Origin of the sequence: Rosenbergiella australiborealis, from assembly GCF_018494035.1 — a bacterium.
In the GTDB taxonomy this organism is placed as follows: Bacteria; Pseudomonadota; Gammaproteobacteria; order Enterobacterales; family Enterobacteriaceae; genus Rosenbergiella; species Rosenbergiella australiborealis.
Map to the genome: position 1 here is coordinate 77,367 of NZ_JABBFO010000009.1, position 18,250 is coordinate 95,616.

An 18,250-nucleotide genomic window follows, 5' to 3' on the forward strand; every position below is an offset into this window, starting at 1 on the left:
CTATTTTAATTTGACGATACGTCCGATAAGAAGTGTGAGGCTAATGATGGTCACAACAGCAGCAACGTGCATTAATAAATCAAAACGATCTTGCTGTACCGAGTGACAGAGCGAAAGTAAGCTCATCGCCCAAGCTGAAGCGCCAATTCCTGCCATCAACAGACTATTCGTTGAGCGCAGCCCGCCACTTTTATGTAATGTCCACAATAACGTGACGATCATCGGCAGACTAACAACTAATAAAAAGAGATAGCAAAAAGTACCGTGCTCATGCACAACAGGCGTTGATGCTTGGGGAATACTGATAATATTGAGTAACAGCCACAGCCCTCCGCCGAGAATAAAGCGAACAATTGGAATCCCTTCACGGCCTGGAATAACAAGTATGAGCGCGTTCCATACCGCAGCGATCGCGATTGACACGGCAACGAGGAGTTGCAATAACGCTAAGCCTGCACCGGGCTGATGCCAATCAGTTAATCCTCGATGAACAAACACACTAAAGATAATGGCTAGGGGTAAAGCCATTACTAACCATTTAAAAAAACGCCGCCCTGTACTGGGTAATGGTCTTACGGGTAAAGCATCGTTTGCCAGTTTTTTAATCAATTGATGATGGTCAATCATGTTTCTCTCCGATGCGCCGTAAATTAGTCAGCGCACGATGTAAAAGAGACTTTACCGCCGAAAGAGATAATTGATGATGAGAAGCGGCTTCCGCTAGGCTGTTTTCGCCTAGATGAACGAACTCAACCATTTGCCGCTGTCGCTCGGGTAATTGCTGTAAATAGTGTGTAATGGGTGGATGTAAATGGAGACTTTCATCTTCCATGACCACATTATCGTAGCTATCTTCTTCGGTAATTTCATAGTGCCGATAGCCCTGTCGACGTAGGGCATCAATACTGCGTGCCCGAACGATCGCTAGTAACCAAGGCATAAAGGGGTAATGGCTGTCATAGGTATGCCTTACGCGATGAAGAGTCAGTAATACATCTTGAATAACATCCTCACTCAATCCGCGATCAAAAACATGTTTATTGACCTGTACCCGAATAACCGGCAGCAAGGCTCGCAGTAAACGCTCGTAAGCGTACTGGGAACCTTGCTGTGCTTGCAACATAAGTGATGGCCAATGCTGCTTATCACTATCACTATTGGGCATGCGTTGCTTTCTGTAAGGCTTGAGTCACAATCTGTGGAGTAAGAACCTGCGGTAAGACCGTCGGTTTACCCCCATCGGCAGGATAAACAAGATACATGGGTAGTCCCCCTTGACCAAACTCAGCTAACGCATCCTCAACATCCGGATTAAACTTGGTGGAATCGGCAACCATATAATGGGTACCTGTCGAAACTATAGCTTGCTTTACCGCTGCACGAGAAAGCGTCGTTCGCTGGTTAACTTGGCAGGTGATGCACCAAGAGGCGGTAAAATCGACAAAGATCGGTTTCCCCTTTCCACGCAATTGTGCCACGGCAGCTGGGGACCAGGTTTCCTCACTCACTGTACTGGCAGATGAGGCTTGGCTTTGTTTAGGAACCATTCCAACCACTGGCGCAATAACCCCGACGAAAAGTAATAAAGTGAATATCGCTAGGCCACGGTAAGAACGCGCCATCATCCGTCGCCGTTGTACAATGCCATACATCCATGCCGTAAAACCGAAAAGCACAGAAATGGCTAAGAGCAGACCTAAGGATTGACTCTCTGTCTGCTGCGAAAACACCCATAGCAACCAAGCATAAGCGCCTAACATAGGGAATGCCAAACAGTGTTTCAACGTTTGCATCCATGCACCAGGCTTAGGTAAACAACGGGAAAGCCTAGGAAACCAACAAATTAACGAAAATGGCGCCGCAAAGCCGAGCGCTAATGAGAAAAATACCCATAACGCGATAAGAGGGGGCTGCACTAGCGCATAGCCAATAGCACTGGCCATGAAGGGTGCCGCACAAGGGGTCGCAACAATAATCGCCAGTGCACCGGTAAGCGCAGAACGTGCAAAAACGCCGCGATCCATCTGTACTGCGCCGACATTTTGTACCGAAAGGCCAACTTCAAAAATACCGAATAAATTTAATGCTGCTGCCAACATAATTAACGCTAATAGCGCGATGACTAAAGGCGATTGAAGCTGAAAACCCCAGCCTACCGCTGCACCTCCTGCGCGAGCAGCCAATAATATTCCTGCCAGCAGTAACATCGTCGCCACAACACCCACTAAAAAACCGAGCCCTTCACGACGCGCTTGCCCCGGATCGGCTTGGTGCCTGATCAAGCCAAGCGCTTTTAACGAAATAACGGGAAACACACAAGGCATTAAATTGAGAATAATGCCGCCTAAAAAGGCGGCTAATAGTGCGGTTAGCATCGTCTCACCACTTAATGCGCTGAATGATATTTTTTAACAGCATCAAGGGCTTTTTGAATATGCTGATCAGGATTTCGATCCGTATAGCTCATCAAAATCTTTCCATCGGGTGCAATCACGAAAGAAGTACGCTCTGACATCGCTTTTCCCTGCATTTGTACTGCCGTATGGTATTCAGCAGCCACTTTTGCGCCAGGATCAGCAGCGACGGCGAATTTGTCACGGCATTCCACTTTAGAGAACTGACTAATTTGATCGGTGTTCCCTGCAGTAACACCAATAACCGTCGCGCCAAGTTGGTTGAAAGTATCCGTTGCTGCAGCAAAATCATGGGCTTCTAACGTACAACCCGCGGTAAAAGCAGCAGGGAAGAAATAAAGGACGACAGGCCCTTTCTTAAGCGCTTGCTGTAGAGAAAAATCGAGCGGTTTTCCCCCTAAGGCTGCATGCAGTTGAAAATCGGGTGCGGAGGCACCGACCGGTAATGCAGCTTGTGCAGAGAAGGCGGTAGCCGCTAACGCAAAGCCCATACCGACGATAACCTGAGAAACACGCTGTTTGAATAATTTCATAAACACTCTCCTGAATAATTGACGTTTTAAGTTTAGTTAAGCTTTATGATCAATTCGCTGCGCAAAGCAAAAAGTTGCGCTTAACAGAAAATATTTTTTAAATAATTCACAGACTCAAAATCGCGAGGATGAGTAACGGGCTATTTTTTTAATCTACTTGTTGCCCTACCCGGTTCTAATGTCATCATCCGCCATTGAAGATACGCCCATTTACATCCCTGCTTATACGACTTACTCGTCGTAAACTTATCTTCACAAAGGAGTCGGGGCGAGTAAAACAATGATGAAATGCACGCATGTTGTCGACATTCTCTCGACCTCTACACGACTGTTTTTAGATATTTGATTGGAGTATCATACCCCTTTTCAATAAAAGTAGAGTCTGGTATGAAAATTGTTACCGTTTTACGGTCGGGTGGAGATTATGATGAAAATCATGTCAGATGGATTCACCGTCAACTTCCTGATAACTATGAAAAAATATGTTTGACCGATCTCGATATCCCCGATATAAAAACCATAAAACTACGTACTAATTTCCCCGGCTGGTGGTCAAAAATAGAGCTTTTCAATCCCGATTTGATTGATGATGATATTTTTTATATCGATTTAGACGTTGTTGTCGTCGGAGATATCACTGAGTTAACTGAGCAGCGTGAATTGATGATGCTAGAGGATTTTTTCTCACAAGAAATGTATAACTCTGCCATGATGTTCATTCCTCATAATGAAAAAATGAAAGTATGGAAAACCTTTAATAAATACCCTGAACAGTTTATGACTCGGTATAAGAAAGGGGGTGACCAAGAATTTATTAGTCGAATTTTACCTCATGCAAAAAATTGGCAACATTTATTCCCGGGTAAAATTTGTAGCTATAAGAAACATGTAGTAAAAAAATCAAAAAAATACTCTTTATCAGTGGGGAATGGAAAACTACCAGATGATATAAGAATTGTATTTTTTCATGGAAAACCAAGACCTTGGAATAGCGGTGAAAAGTGGGTTCCCAGCTTACAACTTGAAAAAGAGAAAGGTAGCCATGACTTTTCTAAATAAAATCCCTTTTTCTCTCTTATCTTTACTATTACTTTGTTTTAGTTCATTTACTGCACTTTCAGATAGAATAATGGGTAGAAACGCTTTTTTCCTAGCCATATCACTGATGATTTTTATCAGTTTAATACAGAAGAAAAAAGTAACGATAAATAAAGAAAATAAACTCCTAACAATAGCCATAATATTGATGGGATTATCTCAGGGGATCTGGGCATTCTTTTATGGCCATGAGGGTGACAACATTTTCTTAGCCAACGAAAACTATGGCATAGTTTCGCGATATCTACTAGTCATAGGCTTATCCCTGCTATTTATTAATAACCTGAAGAAAAATAAAATAATCAATATTAACAAAGAGTTATTAACAGCATTCTTTTTCGCTGGTTTTTTGTACATGTGCGCAGTAGGGCTGGTTTACTGTTATGAAAACCCAGGAGAAAGACTTAGGATTAATAGTGCTGCAACCATAAGCGGATACATCATTACATTACAGGGCCTTTTCACCCTATACTTAGTCGATATATTAAACAGTAAATTAAAAAAACTATTCTTACCTATAATTATAGCTGTTAGCTTAATTACACTTGCATTGACTGAAACGCGTTCCGCAATCCTTGTTTTCCCCGCTCTCGTCGTTCTCTATTTTTTAACCACAAGAGCCTATGCGAGAAAGAAAATACTGACGGTAGCACTACTATTTATTATCGCTGCACCTTTTGCTATAAAGATTTTTTTCCCTTCAACCCTTGATAGGCTAAATAGTAGTTATACTGAAGTCGCAGATATTGGTGTTGATAACGATAGTTCGATTGGCGCACGTGTAAGTATGTGGAAAGCAGGCATCTACGCTTTCGAGCAACACCCTATAGGTCAAAGTGCAGCAACCAGATACAAAGAGGTGTCTTATTACATCGATAAAGCAGAATCGGGAAATCCTGAAGCAAAAAGAAATTCCATCTACCATTTACATAGTGATTTAATTGAAAGTCTATCACTGCGTGGAATATTAGGTGGTTTTATCTATATTCTACTCATTATTTCAATTATCTACTCAGCGTTTAAACAAGGTATGCTAGTCGATAGCTTAATTTTGTTTTTACTTCCCATACTGTTATATGGTTCTGTCGACACATTATTTATTGATAAACGATTTGTAATTGTTTTTGGTGCGCAATTACTGTTATATCAACTCTTTCCTCGTAAAGCATCCGGATTTCAAGAAGTTAAGACTGTAACAGTAGCAAAAAAAGTGTCCTAGATGTCAAAATCATTCTCTTGCCCCGTCGTGCGGGGCAAGGGTGCAGCACACAACAGTGAAAATATGGCTTTCGGTATCAATGAATATTTTCCATAGCGTCCCCTCTCTAAGGGTAAGATACACCATATTTGTTCAAGAGCTACCTTAAGCTGCCTGTATTGTGAAGGCATTTTTTAAGAGCTTTTCAGCCTGTTGAGCATAGTCATCCGTAGAGTGTTCCCGCAAGGCTTCCAGCAGATACGGCAGAGTAATACTTTGCTTACGCTCAAGGAGTTCTAACACTGTTTGACCAATAGCTCCTTCTATCTGCATGGTATTGATAAAGTCATTGTTCATGCCTCGCTGCAGAACACGAATAAAAATAATAAATTTTTGTAAAAAGAACCCGCAACCATTCATGGTATTACTTTATGAGGACAGACTCAGAGAGCTGTTGATAATTAACCTTTTCCTTCCCATTAAAAACCTTAATCTCGCTTGGACGTATATCAGCGATACGCAAAGGTATAATTTGACGCGAGGTGATACCGGCCAATGTTGCAAAGATATTTGGGAACTGATAAGCACTGACCGGGGTATCAATCGTTTTATGTACGGTCGCGGTATCCGTAATAATAAAGAACGGTACATGATAGTTCTGCTTCTCATCGCCACCATGTCTGACCGGACGACGGCCGCTATCTACAGTCATACCATGATCAGAAAAATAGGTTAAGACGAAAGGAGACTGTGCATCCTTGGCATAATCGTACACTTTATGAACAAACTCATCGAGTTTATTAATGGATGCTAGATAGCAATTTATCTCTTGTTTATCAGACACCGTAAAACGTTGTGGGTATCCAATCACTCGCTCACAAGTATCCGGATGAGAGCCGATCATATGAATAAAAATGACTTTTTTTTGCTCTTTACTCAAAATATCGGGTAAGAATTTTAGCATGGTAAAATCATCAATTAACGCCGAATTATAATCCCCCCTTTTTAAGAAAATTCTATGCTTGGCGCGCATAGCAATCACCGTTGCAGGAGTATCATACTCTCCGACAAATCCCTGATTAGAAATCCAATAAGTGTCGTAACCAGCTCTGTTGGCCAGAGTGACGACATTATTATTAAAGGTTACTTGATCACCATCACTCAGCGCTAACGTACGAGGTAGGGAGAGAAAGGTATTAGGGGCGGTTGAAATATAATTCTCTAAAAAAAATCCCGGTGCTGTTTTCAACCACGGTGTATTGTTATGGGGGTAATTATAAAGCGATAGATAATTTGCGGCGACACTCTCACCAATAATAATAATAATGTTTTTATAGCGAGGATGACTGGAAACATCAGTAAACGTATCAGGAATCAATGCCTCATCCTTAAGTAACGTTAAATCTTTTTTTGACTGAATAATATAGCCCACGAAATTTTTTATCATGCGCTTAGGATAAGAATTAATAGCTAAAGAAAAAAATAAAACACCAAGAACTAATAAAATTTTTCTTCTTAGTTTATACACGGGAAGCGTAATGTAATAGTATAATGCTGCCCAACTTATGAATAATAATAGTAATGGTAGCCCCAAAATCCCCTTTAAAAATTCTTTAGTTTCATGGTAGTCAGTTTCAATCGCCGAAATCACGAAGCCATAGTTCATACGGCCGAATTGAATGCCTATTGGTATATAAAAAGATAATAAAAACAGAATAATAGCAAGAACACATTGTAATAACCTAGAAATCCTTGCTAGCTGTAAAAGTGTTAGCGTCAAAAAACAGTTCCAGACATTATTGTAGCCTAGAGAAACAGGTATCATTACGCTAATAAATAATAAGACAAATAGCGTAACATACGTGCCATTAATTAACTTATTTTTAATAAATTCAAGCATAGAATAGCTCTAAATTGCTAACTCTATAATATAAGCGGAACGCCATCAACCTCTAAAACCTTATATTAAATATAATCAACTATTTTATTCATTAAGATTAATTAACACCATTAACTTATTAATATTAATGACCTTATTAAATCATAAATAAAAATTATAGGTTTCATTCTGGTAGAATATCGAATAGAGTCAGTGAGATAACAATGCAATAAAAGATAAAGTGGTTATTATGCAATACTTGTTAGATGGCGTAACAAAAATCACTGATTTACATAGAAATTATTTCAATAACTATAATGTCTATTTGTGCACGTTATTGTAATAAAGAAAGTACACGTAACGGTTCGTTTTCAAAAATCAATAATAATTAAATCATGTTTCTTATATTTTATATCCTTAGCGATACAGCATCCATAATAAGAAGTTAACATTGAAGAAATAAAAAAAGTCGTCAAGAGTAAATTGCAGAAACAACGCTATACAAGATTAAACAATTATTGTCGAAAATTGCTGGATATACTGTGAGCGCTTTAGCCGTATGATTCGTACTCAGAACCATCATTACAACCGTAATACCTGATGCCAATCATTAATAAAATTATTTAATATCAGTTAGATGCATTACAAAACACACGACTTAGCGCGTTAAACAATAGGAGTTTGTGCCATGAAAAAAAAGTCTTACTCTGCGTTGCTACTGTTATTCATCTCCTTTGCCTCATTAGCTCAACCCAACGCATCAGGATTTCGTCATGCGGATCACTCAACACATCAATATCAGAGTAACTATGCCGATACGGCGGAATCCCCTGACGAGTTTTTCCGCAGTGCTGTACGTGAATTGAAACCTTAATTTTCGAGATAACGAGGCTTTTTATCTACTCGCCTCGTTATTCCCTGCCTAGTAGTGCTCCGGGATTATCATATGTGGCGGAACTTGGGTGCGGATATAATCCGGTTTATGTTCACGAGCAGGGAGAGTAACCGTCGGTAACTCAACACTTTCATAGGGGATCTGCGTCAATAAATGACGAATACAATTTAATCGAGCTTTCTTTTTATCGACACCTTGTACCACCCACCAAGGGGCTTCTGGAAAATGAGTACGCTCTAACATGTCTTCTTTCGCCTGCGTATAATCTTCCCACAGACGCCGGCTCTCTAAATCCATTGGACTCAACTTCCATTGTTTCAGCGGATCATTAATTCTGCTAAGAAAGCGAATTTCTTGTTCCTCATCAGTAATTGAGAACCAATATTTAATAATCTTTATGCCGCTACGACTGAGCATTTTTTCAAACTCGGGGACGCTGCGATAGAACTCTTCCAGCTCTTTGTCGGTACAAAAGCCCATGACCCGCTCAACCCCCGCTCGGTTATACCAACTCCGATCAAATAGTACCATTTCACCGGCGGCGGGTAGATGAGAAATATAGCGCTGGAAATACCACTGAGTCTTCTCACGGTCACTCGGTGCCGGAAGGGCAGCCACCCGACAGACCCGTGGATTTAAGCGTTGGGTTATACGCTTAATTACACCACCTTTCCCCGCAGCATCACGTCCTTCAAAAAGAATAATCAGTCGATAACCGGTACGTTGAACCCATTCTTGTAACTTTACCAACTCGCCTTGTAGACGCAAAAGTTCCCGAAAATATTCACGGCGCCACTGTTTTTCAGCCGTCGTCGCGGGGGATGCCCCAGCCTCTAACCGGAGATCATCAAGCTCTATCTCTAGCTCTTCGTCATAACTATCGTAAAATTCTTGTAGTAAACGCGCATTGAATTTTACCGATGTATTAAAATGGTCATGTAATGACATAGTGCCCCTTAACAATGGGAAAAGAGAGTAAAAAGAAGTGCAGAAAGTAAGATCGAGGCAGGAAGGGTTAATACCCAAGCCATGATCATATTGCGTAGCGTTGTTTTTTGAAGCCCACCCCCATTCGCTGCCATCGTTCCTGCTACACCCGATGAGAGGACGTGTGTGGTTGAGACAGGAAGGCCAAATAGATCCGCCGCGCCAATCGTCGCCATCGCAATAGCTTCAGCGCTCGCTCCCTGTGCATAGGTAAGGTGAGTTTTACCGATCCGCTCACCGACGGTGACTACAATGCGTTTCCATCCAACCATAGTGCCTAAACCGAGGGCAAGGGCGACGACGATTTTGACCCACATAGGAATAAAACGAGTGGCGTGATCTAACTCCGTTTTCATGGCGGCAAGATTAGGCTTTATGCTGGCCGATAAATCGCTATGTGTGCGTTTAAATGCACTGATCGCCTCGGATGCCAAATACATGTCATTCCTAACGTTAGGCACTAAATGGGCGGGGATTTTATCCATCGTGCCATACAGTGTGAGTTCACGACTAATCTCCATCAATACTGTACCGAGTGCCGGTAAGACTTGTTGTGTATGTGCTGCAGAGGGTATACGGATAAAGGTTTTTAACTGATCTCTTGCTAAAGCAGGCGCTAAAATAGGAGCATTGCTTGGAATAAGTTGCTGTCCGGTCACTTGTGCTAATGCCGCTACCCGTGGAACTTCGTTAATAGGCATAGATCGATTCAGGGAGTAGGCAATCGGCATCGTACCGACCAGAATTAACATAATTAAGCCCATCCCTTTTTGTCCATCGTTAGAACCGTGGGCAAAAGAGACACCTGAACAAGTTATAATCAATAAACTACGGACCCACAAAGGTGGGGCGCTATTTGCAGATGGGGCACGGAACAGTTTTGGATTTTGTACTGTGCGTTTAAGTAATAACAGAAGAAACGCCGACAGGAAAAATCCCACCAGCGGTGAGACAAGTAATGCGGTAAATACACTTGAAACCTGTACCCAATTTACGCCACTCCAGCCATTCTGTCCTGCTTGAATAGCATACGCGACACCAACACCAATGATTGAGCCAATCATGGTATGGGACGATGAAGAGGGTAATCCGAAATACCATGTTCCTAAGTTCCAAATAATTGCCGAACAAAGTAAAGCGAATATCATCGCAAATCCATGACCGGAACTGGCTTGTAAAATAAGATCGACGGGCAACAAAGAGATAATCCCAAAAGCCACCATCCCACTAGAAAGCAGTACTCCGGCAAAGTTACATAACCCCGACCACACTACCGCAATAGTCGGTGACATAGAACGGGTATAAATAACGGTCGCCACCGCGTTCGCGGTATCGTGAAAACCATTAACGAATTCAAAACCAAGTGCAATAACCAATGCTAAACCGAGCAAACTAAAAGAGAGAAAACTGGTAAAACGATCGCCAGAAAGCGCCACATCTTGGAAAACATTAATCCCGGCAAAAATAACGCCGCCAATAGCCAATAAACAGACAATGAGTAGTGTGCGAGGACTTTTCGAGGTATTTGTAATCGGTGAAGCGGTAGGCGATGAGACTACGCTGGCAGTATGTTGACTCATAGGTCATTTCTCAGTAATAAACTTACCCCCATCGTAAAAAAAAATGGTGAAGTAAATATGACAACCCTGAATATTCTGTCATCACGGTGTCATGTTTTATCGCTAGGTTAATCGCCATTCGACAACATTAAGAGCCTGTCTGTGTGCCGTTAACTCATTTCTCACACCCCATTAATTTTTTTAACGAAGTTTCAGGTTTGATTCACGGCTACCTTTTTCTCCCTAAGCAGAGCCCTATTCGTTTATCGGCAGAGCAGTTGGTGGCTTACTATCAAGGCAAGCGGTGTGAAGATGGGTTTATTTGGTTACACACTAATTTGCATCACGCTGCGGCTGGCCGTTGGCTACGCCAGTACTTCCTACCTGATGATTATTTTTTAGATGAAATTGCCGCCACCTCACCGCGTACTCGCCTATCTTTGCAAGGTAATGCTCTTTTTGCGGTACTTAATGAAGTGACTACCACCGAGGCAGTAAGCCGTAATACTACCTTATGGGCCTGGTGTTGCTCGGATATGATTATTACTGCGCGTTTTACGCCCATTAAGATGGTCGAAGAGTTAGTGGCTGGACTCACGCCGTTAGCGTTGTCGCAACCTGAACATCTCCTCTTATGGCTTCTTTCAAATCAAGAAGATAATGTCGAAATGATTATTCGCGATACTAGTCGACAAGTGCTCGATATTGAAGAACGGCTCTTTGACCGCTCCTTGCGACATAACCGAACCGTTCTGAGTAAAATTCGCCGAAAACTATTAAGAATTCAAAGTCTATTAGTGCCTGAACCCGCGGCGTTGTTCCGACTGCTTAATCGTCCACCTCAATGGCTCGCCCCTGAGAGCGTCCGTGAACTTCGAGAATTTACTGAGGAATTCATTTTGGGGCTCAACGATATGGGAAACTTATTGGAACGTATTAGGCTACTACAAGAAGAAGCCAGCATGCAGGCAGTCGAAGAAAATAACCGTACTCTCTATTGGTTAACCGTCGTCACCGTAATGGCTCTCCCCATTAATATCATTGCAGGGTTATTTGGTATGAATGTTGGGGGATTACCTTTTTCTAACGATCCGCATGGATTTTGGCATCTGCTTGCCTGCGTTATCTTTTTTACTCTATTACTGATCGTGCTCATTTACCGACGTACCCGGTAATCTACTCGCACTTTTTCTCTATAAATAGCTTAGCGATAAAGCGACTTCCTCATAATCATTGGCCAAACTTTGTTTCTCTCCTAACACACAGGCCGCTGAATCAAGCGGTAAACGATTCTATACTGAGTGTTCACATCATTATTATGAGCATTATTGATGGCCTTTAAGGGGGTTTGATTAGAAAATAGTAATTATTTACCTTCTAAAGAGATGCCTATGTCCCGTAAAAAACCAATAACGCCTTATAAGGCGATGTTTGCCGCGGTGAGTGGTTACGCGATGGATGGATTCGATTTATTGATCCTAGGATTCATGTTACCGGCCATAAGCCTGAGCTTATCTCTCACTCCAGCCCAAAGTGGTGCGCTGGTAACTTGGACACTAATAGGAGCAGTGATAGGGGGTATCCTTTTTGGTTATCTTAGTGATCGCTATGGGCGCGTCAAAATGTTGACCGTCACCATTCTTGTATTTGCCATATTTACTGGACTGTGTGCCCTCGCACAAGGCTATTGGGATTTATTGACTTACCGAACCTTGGCAGGCGTTGGCTTAGGGGGAGAGTTTGGGATAGGTATGGCCTTGATTGCGGAAACATGGCCGACACATAAACGGAATCGTGCCTCAGCGTGGGTCGGCTTGGGTTGGCAGCTAGGGGTACTCCTCGCGGCTGTCATCACTCCCCTCCTTCTTCCTATAATTGGTTGGCGTGGCGTCTTCTTGGTCGGTTTACTGCCAGCACTCCTCTCGTTTTTTATCCGGCATGGGTTGGATGAATCACAGACCTATCAACTGGCACAGAAAAAAAAGGCTCAGCGCGGGCTACGAAAAAGTCTTGCTATGCTCTGTCAGAATAAAGCGATGACTAAAGCAAGTTTAGGGATTTTTATTCTTTGTTCAGTACAAAATTTTGGTTATTACGGGCTGATGATCTGGATGCCAACCTATTTATCGCAACAGTTTGGATTCTCGTTAACAAAATCGGGATTATGGACAGGTGTTACGGTTCTCGGCATGATGATAGGAATCACCTTATTTGGGGTACTTGCTGATCGTTTCGCTCGGTGGAAAGTTTTTATTGTTTATCAAGTCGGCGCATTACTCATGGTGATTATCTATGCCCAATTAAAAGATCCTGTTTGGATGTTAGTTGGTGGCGCCATCATGGGGATGTTTGTGAATGGAATGGTTGGTGGCTATGGCGCCCTTATTTCAGATACCTATCCCTTAGAGGTCCGTGCTATTGCTCAAAATGTCCTGTTTAATTTAGGCCGAGGTGTAGGCGGTTTTGGCCCCGTAGTCATCGGATTTTTAGCCAGTCAAGGGTCGTTTGTCATCGCAATTAGTTTGCTGGCCATCCTCTACTTATTAGATGTGGTTGCAACTATTTTTTTATTACCAAAAAACACAGATCGTGAAGGTGACAATTTAGGTGCAATAGGCTAATGACCCATACCAGGGAATACATTGCGCTATTCCCTCACTGATTATGGCTATCTGCTTACAATTAAGAATCGTTCGATTAATTAAATAACGTGGCAAATGGGCCTAAGACCTTGGCCTGGCGGGTCGGCTGGTCGATTCCACAGCTCAGTCAGCTGACCAAGCAGGCCGCAGCGACAAGTGATGCCACCAAACGGCGCGAACTGTACCGAGAGATCCAAGCCACGGTTATGCAGGACTCACCCTTCGTTGTCGCATTGCAAGGAGCTCAGCAAGTGGGGTTACGGGATAATGTGAAGGGGGCACAACAGAGCTTAGGCGTAAGCATGCTCTATTTCGATCAAATAACGAAGTAGATCTCTCTAAGATCCCGCTGACCAAATCGTCAGCGGGGATAATCGCTAGCCGTTACCTCTAAACTCCGGATACAAGGTCATCCCGCCATCAATAAACAGCGTGGTACCATGTACATAATCAGAGAGGTCACTCGCCAACCAGACCACTGCATTGGCGACATCCTCTGCAGCACCAATACGGCCATAGGGGATCAACTCAAGGAGTTTTTTCGCCGCGTCGCCTTCCGTATTTTCAGCATTAATCGCCGTCGCAATCGCACCAGGTGCAATCGAGTTTACGCGAATCTGCTCTTCACCAACTTCTTGCGCGATACTGCGCATCAATAGGTCGACACCCCCTTTCGAGGCGGCATAATTGACGTGTCCGGCCCACGGGATGACTTGGTGGACAGAGCTGACATGAATAATTTTACCGGTTGCTCGGCTAACCTGACGCTGGCCCTTCTGTTTTCTGAATTGCAGCAATGCGGCTTGGGCTGTTAAAAATTGACCGGTTAAGTTTACATCAATAACTTTTTGCCACTCTTGCAGTGTCATCTCACCAATCGGTGCATCTTTTTGTAGGCCGGAGTTAGCGACCAAGATATCTAAGCCACCGAAGTTCTCCACAGCTTGAGCAATTAGATGATTAACATCGTCTTGAGAGGAGACATCGCCTTGCACCGCAATGGCCTGCCCCCCCTGCTGACGAATCTCTGCAGCCAGCTTTTCGGCAGGTTCCGCTTGGCTATTATAATTAATGACCACACTGGCTCCAGCCGCAGCGAGACCTTTGGCGCAAGCATACCCTAATCCTGAACTGGCGCCAGTGACGAGGGCGACTTGCTTATCTAACGAAATATGCATGATGACTCCTGAGCGAATCTTAACAAATGGAAAGCGTGCTAATGAGTATAGGACAGGATAGGAAATTTGATCATGCTCGCAAAAAGTCGTGTTGCCACGCGGAACATCAAGCGCTACTGACTAACCGCTTTCAGAGTATCTTGTAACGATGCCCCGAACATGGCCCCGTGACTTAATCCTGGATAGTTAACGATCGAGATTGCCAAACGCTGTTGCGCCCATTTCGCCTTCTGCTGGCGGATATCAATGGTTGGTGAGCGATTCGAGGTCTGCCCGAGCATAATGGTTAAGGAGGCAGGATTAGCCGTTTGCCCCACAATATCATTCAATAACCATTGGTACCCTTGGTCTAGCGAGGGGCTTGCCGCAAAATAATGACGAAACTGATGGGAGTGGAGATAAGTATCTAAGACAAACAATCCACCGTACGAGTGACCCCATAACGAACGCTGGGCGGGGTTTATCGGTAAGGAGGCCTCACTGAGAGGAATAATTTCTTTCTCTAACAATGAGCGAAAAATCGAGCTTCCCCCTCCAACCCTACCCCGCCCCAGCATATGGTTCTGTGTCTGAGGATCATTTAAGGGAGGGGTGTAGTCAAAAGCTCGCGCAGCGAGGTCGAACGGTAACGGGGTATCATAGCCAACAAAGACCAGCACAGCGGGATGTTTCTCACTCATCGCCTGCAGCGGTGATTCACCGAGACGGTTTAGGCTCGAATTACCGTCAAGCATATAGAGAATCGGGTAGCCCTGCTGAGGAGCCGATTTCTTCGGTACCGCCACCCACACTTTATAATGACGCTGCTTATCGACCGACGCTATCTGATAAGACCTAAAACGGTAGTAGTGCGATCCGCTATCGGCGATAGACGGGCCAAGCGGCGCCATGTTTGGCCTAGAAAAAACACTCGGTGAGCTCAACACAAACAGTGCGATAACGACTGATTTCTTAAAAAGACCTAGCATGGCATCCTCTGAAAGTTATTGATTTATAGAGATTATCGAACTAGGGTAAAACTAAGACAAGCCGCGCCAATTACCCTCTAACACTATGTCATTAACTCAGCCGAATTGCTGTTGATGCTTTTTTTTACGCTGCAGATAGTCGCTATCGGCTCTCAGCTGATCCCAAGACTGTTTAAAAATCTTGGCCGCTGCGGCTTTCTCTTCGTTAAGTTGATAGGGCAATATCTCGCGATTTTCATCATATTTTTTACCACCGGGGTGATTCGCATAGCGCCGAGCACGGGTATAGCCCATCTGGATAAATTTACGCGCCATATCCATGCCCACGAAATCGTCTTTTTTCCGATACTCTTCAAACAGTTGCATAATTTTTTTGGCCGAGGCCGTCGCGCTTGCGACATCTTTAAAGCGCCAATACGGGAGAATTTCACTTTTATAAGGCTCTACCATCAAGACGCCCTGTTCTCCACGCCCGACCTGATAACGCTCTGGCTCTTTGCGAAAATCGATAGTTGAAAAATCTTGCTGATAATTGAATTTTTTCATCCCCAGACGTCCTACCGCGCAAAATGGTTCCTTGAGTATAGCGGTTGATTGTCATCGCTAGCTCAAGCTGCATACCCCGGTCAATGATGGTGCTGTAACCCGTGGATGGTTAGTAAGAATTAACGCTATGCGGTTTTATCCCGCTTATTTCCTTCAACTCGTTGACTTATCGCCGTCATTTCATGCTAGGTTACAGATTAACATCACATTAACCTTAGGTCGGCGACAGGGCAATAATCGAAGAGGGGCAAGAAAAAAAATCTTCCCCCATTTTGACTGGGTGGATAAACGGATTTATTGGCGTACTTATTTTCAGCGGCTCATTACCGGCGACGAAACTCGCTATCGCCGGTTTCAATCAAGATATTCTGGGTCGAGCAGGAAGAGAGGTGATAGACGCTAGCGTTCTGCGTAATAAGGTCACGGCACTCATCGCACTGATTAAAGCCGAAGGCTTTGCCGCCCCGTCAGTCATTCAGTTATGGCGTGAGTGACTGACCACGATTAGCGCAATGCAAAGTCCCCATGTTGTCATCGCTTGCACCGATCAGCGTTTATGTTCAAGCAAAGACGAACCGTAGAGGGATGCGTAATGTCACAATGTGAAGTATGGAAAAAGAAACACGCACCAGGGCTTTTGGCACCGAGTAAAATGGCAATACCATTTATACCACTCACCATAGTGCTCCCGTGCTCACGTTATTGATCCTATTAAATCGGCTGATAGCCCTGCCATGCCGGAAGATCCGGAGTTCCATTTGCATCCGGGGTGAGCTGTAAATAATAGTCGCCCACTTTATCCAGTAAGAGGCAATTATCCACATCCTTTAGATTATCTTTATGTTGCTGAGCAGCCCCCTTTAGAAGACGGGCCAAGGCTTGTTTTTTTGCTTGTTGTGGGGTCTCAGCGACAAAAAGATCGAACTCGTGAAGTTCTGCTAAGGAGTCTGCTCGGTAGGCACCGACATTAACAAAAAATAGCTTCAGTGTTGAGCTGCTCGGCTTATCACTAAGCGTGATCCGATAACCATCAACCCAGGTAATTCGGGTATAGCCATCGATATGAATTTTATTTTTATCTCCGTACCAAACCGCTTTCAGCGCCGGCCAAGCCTCCTCGGGGGTACTTGCCGCAACGAATTGGATATCATGGACCTCAATATTTGATTTACCCGCGTTACCACCAACGTAAAACATAAATAAGTGCATAATTACTCCACTGCGTAAATAAATAATCATAACAGCGTATTACTAAAATGGAACTTATAGATACTAACTTTTTCTGGTGACTCACTGATATGAAACAACATACCCTTAGCGTTACTCTTTTAACATTATAATTATCACTATTTCTTATGATAGATATATTTTAAGGCTATTATTGGGTAAATAAATTTATTTAAATGGATGCGGGGAGTAATAATGGAGACTAGCATAACCGCGGCACTGATGGTGCGGTCATGCTAGTGTTAAAGTCCGAGCTTAAAGAATATTTATAATATGACCCTAGCTATCGCTTATTCGTAGGCGACTAAGAGATAGTAATGCAATTATCAGTGCTTAAGTAACCTTGGTAGCTGATTCTCGAGTTGTAGCAAGCAAAAATCCATATATTTTCGCGTAGTTTCCTGAACAAGCATATAATTATTAGCTCGCCAGTCAGTCAGTGTTGCCACCTCAGGTTTTGGTGTGCAGTCAGAGATAATATATGACGAGAATATATTACTATTTTCCGGTTTTTTATAGAATTTAACTGTATAACGTAATTCATAATTAGAGTTGTTACTACTTAAATCTTGATACACTAATAACCACTTGGCTGCGCCAATATTTAGAACATTTTTATATTGATAACCTTGAGTATTTTTCTCTAACCAGTCCGAAATGATAGGCTTAGCTTTTGGTGTTAAGTAGAACTTTGTCGGTTCAGGTAGTGAGGAAATTTGGTTACCTCTCAAATTTTCTTTAGTAAAGGTAGTCACTGATAATCCTTTGGATAACACAGAGGCTAATATATTAATACCTAACCCTACACCAGTATGGGTCGGGGTTACTTCACGCAATACATTATCAGCGTAGCGATCATTATTTAAATCCTCATCAATAAAACCAATAAATATTGGAACGCTACTACCATTCTGTGCAGAGACTTCGTCTGTTTTCTGTGTAGAAGCACATGCCGACAATAATAAAACACATGAAATAGTTATTCCTTTAACTTTTTTCAATTAGATAATTCCTTATATCTACTTTTAAAAAACCTACTATACATTATCTTGATTTAAATAAAAACAATATTGCCAACTTATTGGCTTACTATAAAAACCCTAATAGGCTAATCATTAATAAATCA

At 42.9% G+C, this 18,250-nt stretch carries 20 protein-coding genes; 7 read left to right on the top strand and 13 right to left on the bottom strand.

Annotation, left to right across the window (positions count from 1 at the left end; genetic code table 11):
• Genes HGT73_RS10500 through HGT73_RS10515 form a run of 4 tightly spaced genes read right to left on the bottom strand, consistent with a single transcriptional unit; the run spans nucleotide 1 to nucleotide 2,947 of the window.
• Nucleotides 1–627 (bottom strand): NrsF family protein, encoded by a 627-nt coding sequence (locus tag HGT73_RS10500; protein ID WP_214214593.1) that lies wholly within the window; start codon nucleotides 625–627, stop codon nucleotides 1–3.
• On the bottom strand, nucleotides 620–1,165 hold the full coding sequence (locus HGT73_RS10505; RefSeq protein ID WP_214214599.1) for a sigma-70 family RNA polymerase sigma factor: 546 nt from the start codon (nucleotides 1,163–1,165) through the stop codon (nucleotides 620–622). The genes HGT73_RS10500 and HGT73_RS10505 overlap by 8 nt, the downstream gene beginning before the upstream one ends.
• Nucleotides 1,155–2,375 carry a protein-disulfide reductase DsbD family protein gene (locus HGT73_RS10510; RefSeq protein ID WP_214214600.1) on the bottom strand — a complete coding sequence of 407 codons (1,221 nt, stop codon included), beginning with the start codon at nucleotides 2,373–2,375 and terminating at the stop codon, nucleotides 1,155–1,157. Before HGT73_RS10510 ends, HGT73_RS10505 begins: the two co-directional genes overlap by 11 nt.
• A gap of 11 nt (nucleotides 2,376–2,386) precedes the next feature.
• Nucleotides 2,387–2,947 (bottom strand): peroxiredoxin, encoded by a 561-nt coding sequence (locus HGT73_RS10515; protein ID WP_214214602.1) that lies wholly within the window; start codon nucleotides 2,945–2,947, stop codon nucleotides 2,387–2,389.
• 387 nt (nucleotides 2,948–3,334) lie between these two features.
• Between HGT73_RS10515 and HGT73_RS10520 the strand changes: the two genes are divergently transcribed.
• Complete coding sequence (locus HGT73_RS10520; protein ID WP_214214604.1) at nucleotides 3,335–4,006, top strand: hypothetical protein; 672 nt, start codon at nucleotides 3,335–3,337, stop codon at nucleotides 4,004–4,006.
• A complete protein-coding gene (locus HGT73_RS10525; protein WP_214214606.1) occupies nucleotides 3,990–5,264 on the top strand; it encodes an O-antigen ligase family protein in 1,275 nt (424 codons plus the stop codon). The genes HGT73_RS10520 and HGT73_RS10525 overlap by 17 nt, the downstream gene beginning before the upstream one ends.
• A 144-nt stretch (nucleotides 5,265–5,408) precedes the next feature.
• On the opposite strand, the gene HGT73_RS10530 is transcribed toward HGT73_RS10525, so the two are convergent.
• Together HGT73_RS10530 and HGT73_RS10535 are read right to left on the bottom strand one after the other, a co-directional pair.
• Nucleotides 5,409–5,663, bottom strand: a complete 255-nt coding sequence (locus HGT73_RS10530) for a hypothetical protein (protein WP_214214608.1) — start codon at nucleotides 5,661–5,663, stop codon at nucleotides 5,409–5,411.
• 4 nt (nucleotides 5,664–5,667) lie between these two features.
• Nucleotides 5,668–7,143, bottom strand: a complete 1,476-nt coding sequence (locus HGT73_RS10535; RefSeq protein ID WP_214214610.1) for a phosphoethanolamine transferase — start codon at nucleotides 7,141–7,143, stop codon at nucleotides 5,668–5,670.
• A gap of 667 nt (nucleotides 7,144–7,810) precedes the next feature.
• Between HGT73_RS10535 and HGT73_RS10540 the strand changes: the two genes are divergently transcribed.
• Nucleotides 7,811–7,996, top strand: a complete 186-nt coding sequence (locus tag HGT73_RS10540; RefSeq protein WP_214214612.1) for a hypothetical protein — start codon at nucleotides 7,811–7,813, stop codon at nucleotides 7,994–7,996.
• A 48-nt stretch (nucleotides 7,997–8,044) separates the two neighbouring features.
• Here HGT73_RS10540 and ppk2 read toward each other — a convergent pair whose 3' ends face one another.
• Both ppk2 and HGT73_RS10550 read right to left on the bottom strand, forming a co-directional pair.
• On the bottom strand, nucleotides 8,045–8,965 hold the full coding sequence (gene ppk2 / locus HGT73_RS10545; RefSeq protein ID WP_214214614.1) for a polyphosphate kinase 2: 921 nt from the start codon (nucleotides 8,963–8,965) through the stop codon (nucleotides 8,045–8,047).
• Between the two features lie 8 nt (nucleotides 8,966–8,973).
• Nucleotides 8,974–10,584 carry an inorganic phosphate transporter gene (locus tag HGT73_RS10550; protein WP_214214616.1) on the bottom strand — a complete coding sequence of 537 codons (1,611 nt, stop codon included), beginning with the start codon at nucleotides 10,582–10,584 and terminating at the stop codon, nucleotides 8,974–8,976.
• A gap of 143 nt (nucleotides 10,585–10,727) precedes the next feature.
• Between HGT73_RS10550 and HGT73_RS10555 the strand changes: the two genes are divergently transcribed.
• The 3 genes from HGT73_RS10555 (at nucleotide 10,728) to HGT73_RS10565 (ending at nucleotide 13,537) form a co-directional block, all read left to right on the top strand.
• Entirely contained in the window at nucleotides 10,728–11,738 is a 1,011-nt protein-coding gene (locus HGT73_RS10555; RefSeq protein WP_214214618.1) for a CorA family divalent cation transporter, read from the top strand.
• Nucleotides 11,739–11,948: 210 nt separating this feature from the next.
• Nucleotides 11,949–13,184: an MFS transporter gene (locus HGT73_RS10560; protein ID WP_241608511.1), complete on the top strand. Its 1,236-nt coding sequence runs from the start codon at nucleotides 11,949–11,951 to the stop codon at nucleotides 13,182–13,184.
• 89 nt (nucleotides 13,185–13,273) lie between these two features.
• Nucleotides 13,274–13,537, top strand: a complete 264-nt coding sequence (locus tag HGT73_RS10565; RefSeq protein ID WP_214214621.1) for a hypothetical protein — start codon at nucleotides 13,274–13,276, stop codon at nucleotides 13,535–13,537.
• A gap of 45 nt (nucleotides 13,538–13,582) precedes the next feature.
• On the opposite strand, the gene HGT73_RS10570 is transcribed toward HGT73_RS10565, so the two are convergent.
• From HGT73_RS10570 to HGT73_RS10580, 3 genes are all read right to left on the bottom strand, one after another.
• Nucleotides 13,583–14,383 (bottom strand): glucose 1-dehydrogenase, encoded by an 801-nt coding sequence (locus HGT73_RS10570; RefSeq protein WP_214214622.1) that lies wholly within the window; start codon nucleotides 14,381–14,383, stop codon nucleotides 13,583–13,585.
• Between the two features lie 113 nt (nucleotides 14,384–14,496).
• Complete coding sequence (locus HGT73_RS10575; protein ID WP_214214623.1) at nucleotides 14,497–15,351, bottom strand: alpha/beta hydrolase; 855 nt, start codon at nucleotides 15,349–15,351, stop codon at nucleotides 14,497–14,499.
• Between the two features lie 96 nt (nucleotides 15,352–15,447).
• On the bottom strand, nucleotides 15,448–15,897 hold the full coding sequence (locus HGT73_RS10580) for a DUF4385 domain-containing protein (protein ID WP_214214624.1): 450 nt from the start codon (nucleotides 15,895–15,897) through the stop codon (nucleotides 15,448–15,450).
• A gap of 272 nt (nucleotides 15,898–16,169) precedes the next feature.
• Between HGT73_RS10580 and HGT73_RS10585 the strand changes: the two genes are divergently transcribed.
• On the top strand, nucleotides 16,170–16,391 hold the full coding sequence (locus HGT73_RS10585; RefSeq protein WP_214214625.1) for a hypothetical protein: 222 nt from the start codon (nucleotides 16,170–16,172) through the stop codon (nucleotides 16,389–16,391).
• A 217-nt stretch (nucleotides 16,392–16,608) separates the two neighbouring features.
• Here HGT73_RS10585 and HGT73_RS10590 read toward each other — a convergent pair whose 3' ends face one another.
• Complete coding sequence (locus HGT73_RS10590; protein WP_214214628.1) at nucleotides 16,609–17,106, bottom strand: DUF1543 domain-containing protein; 498 nt, start codon at nucleotides 17,104–17,106, stop codon at nucleotides 16,609–16,611.
• Between the two features lie 344 nt (nucleotides 17,107–17,450).
• Nucleotides 17,451–18,125 carry a hypothetical protein gene (locus HGT73_RS10595; RefSeq protein WP_214214629.1) on the bottom strand — a complete coding sequence of 225 codons (675 nt, stop codon included), beginning with the start codon at nucleotides 18,123–18,125 and terminating at the stop codon, nucleotides 17,451–17,453.
• Nucleotides 18,126–18,250: the final 125 nt, after the last annotated feature.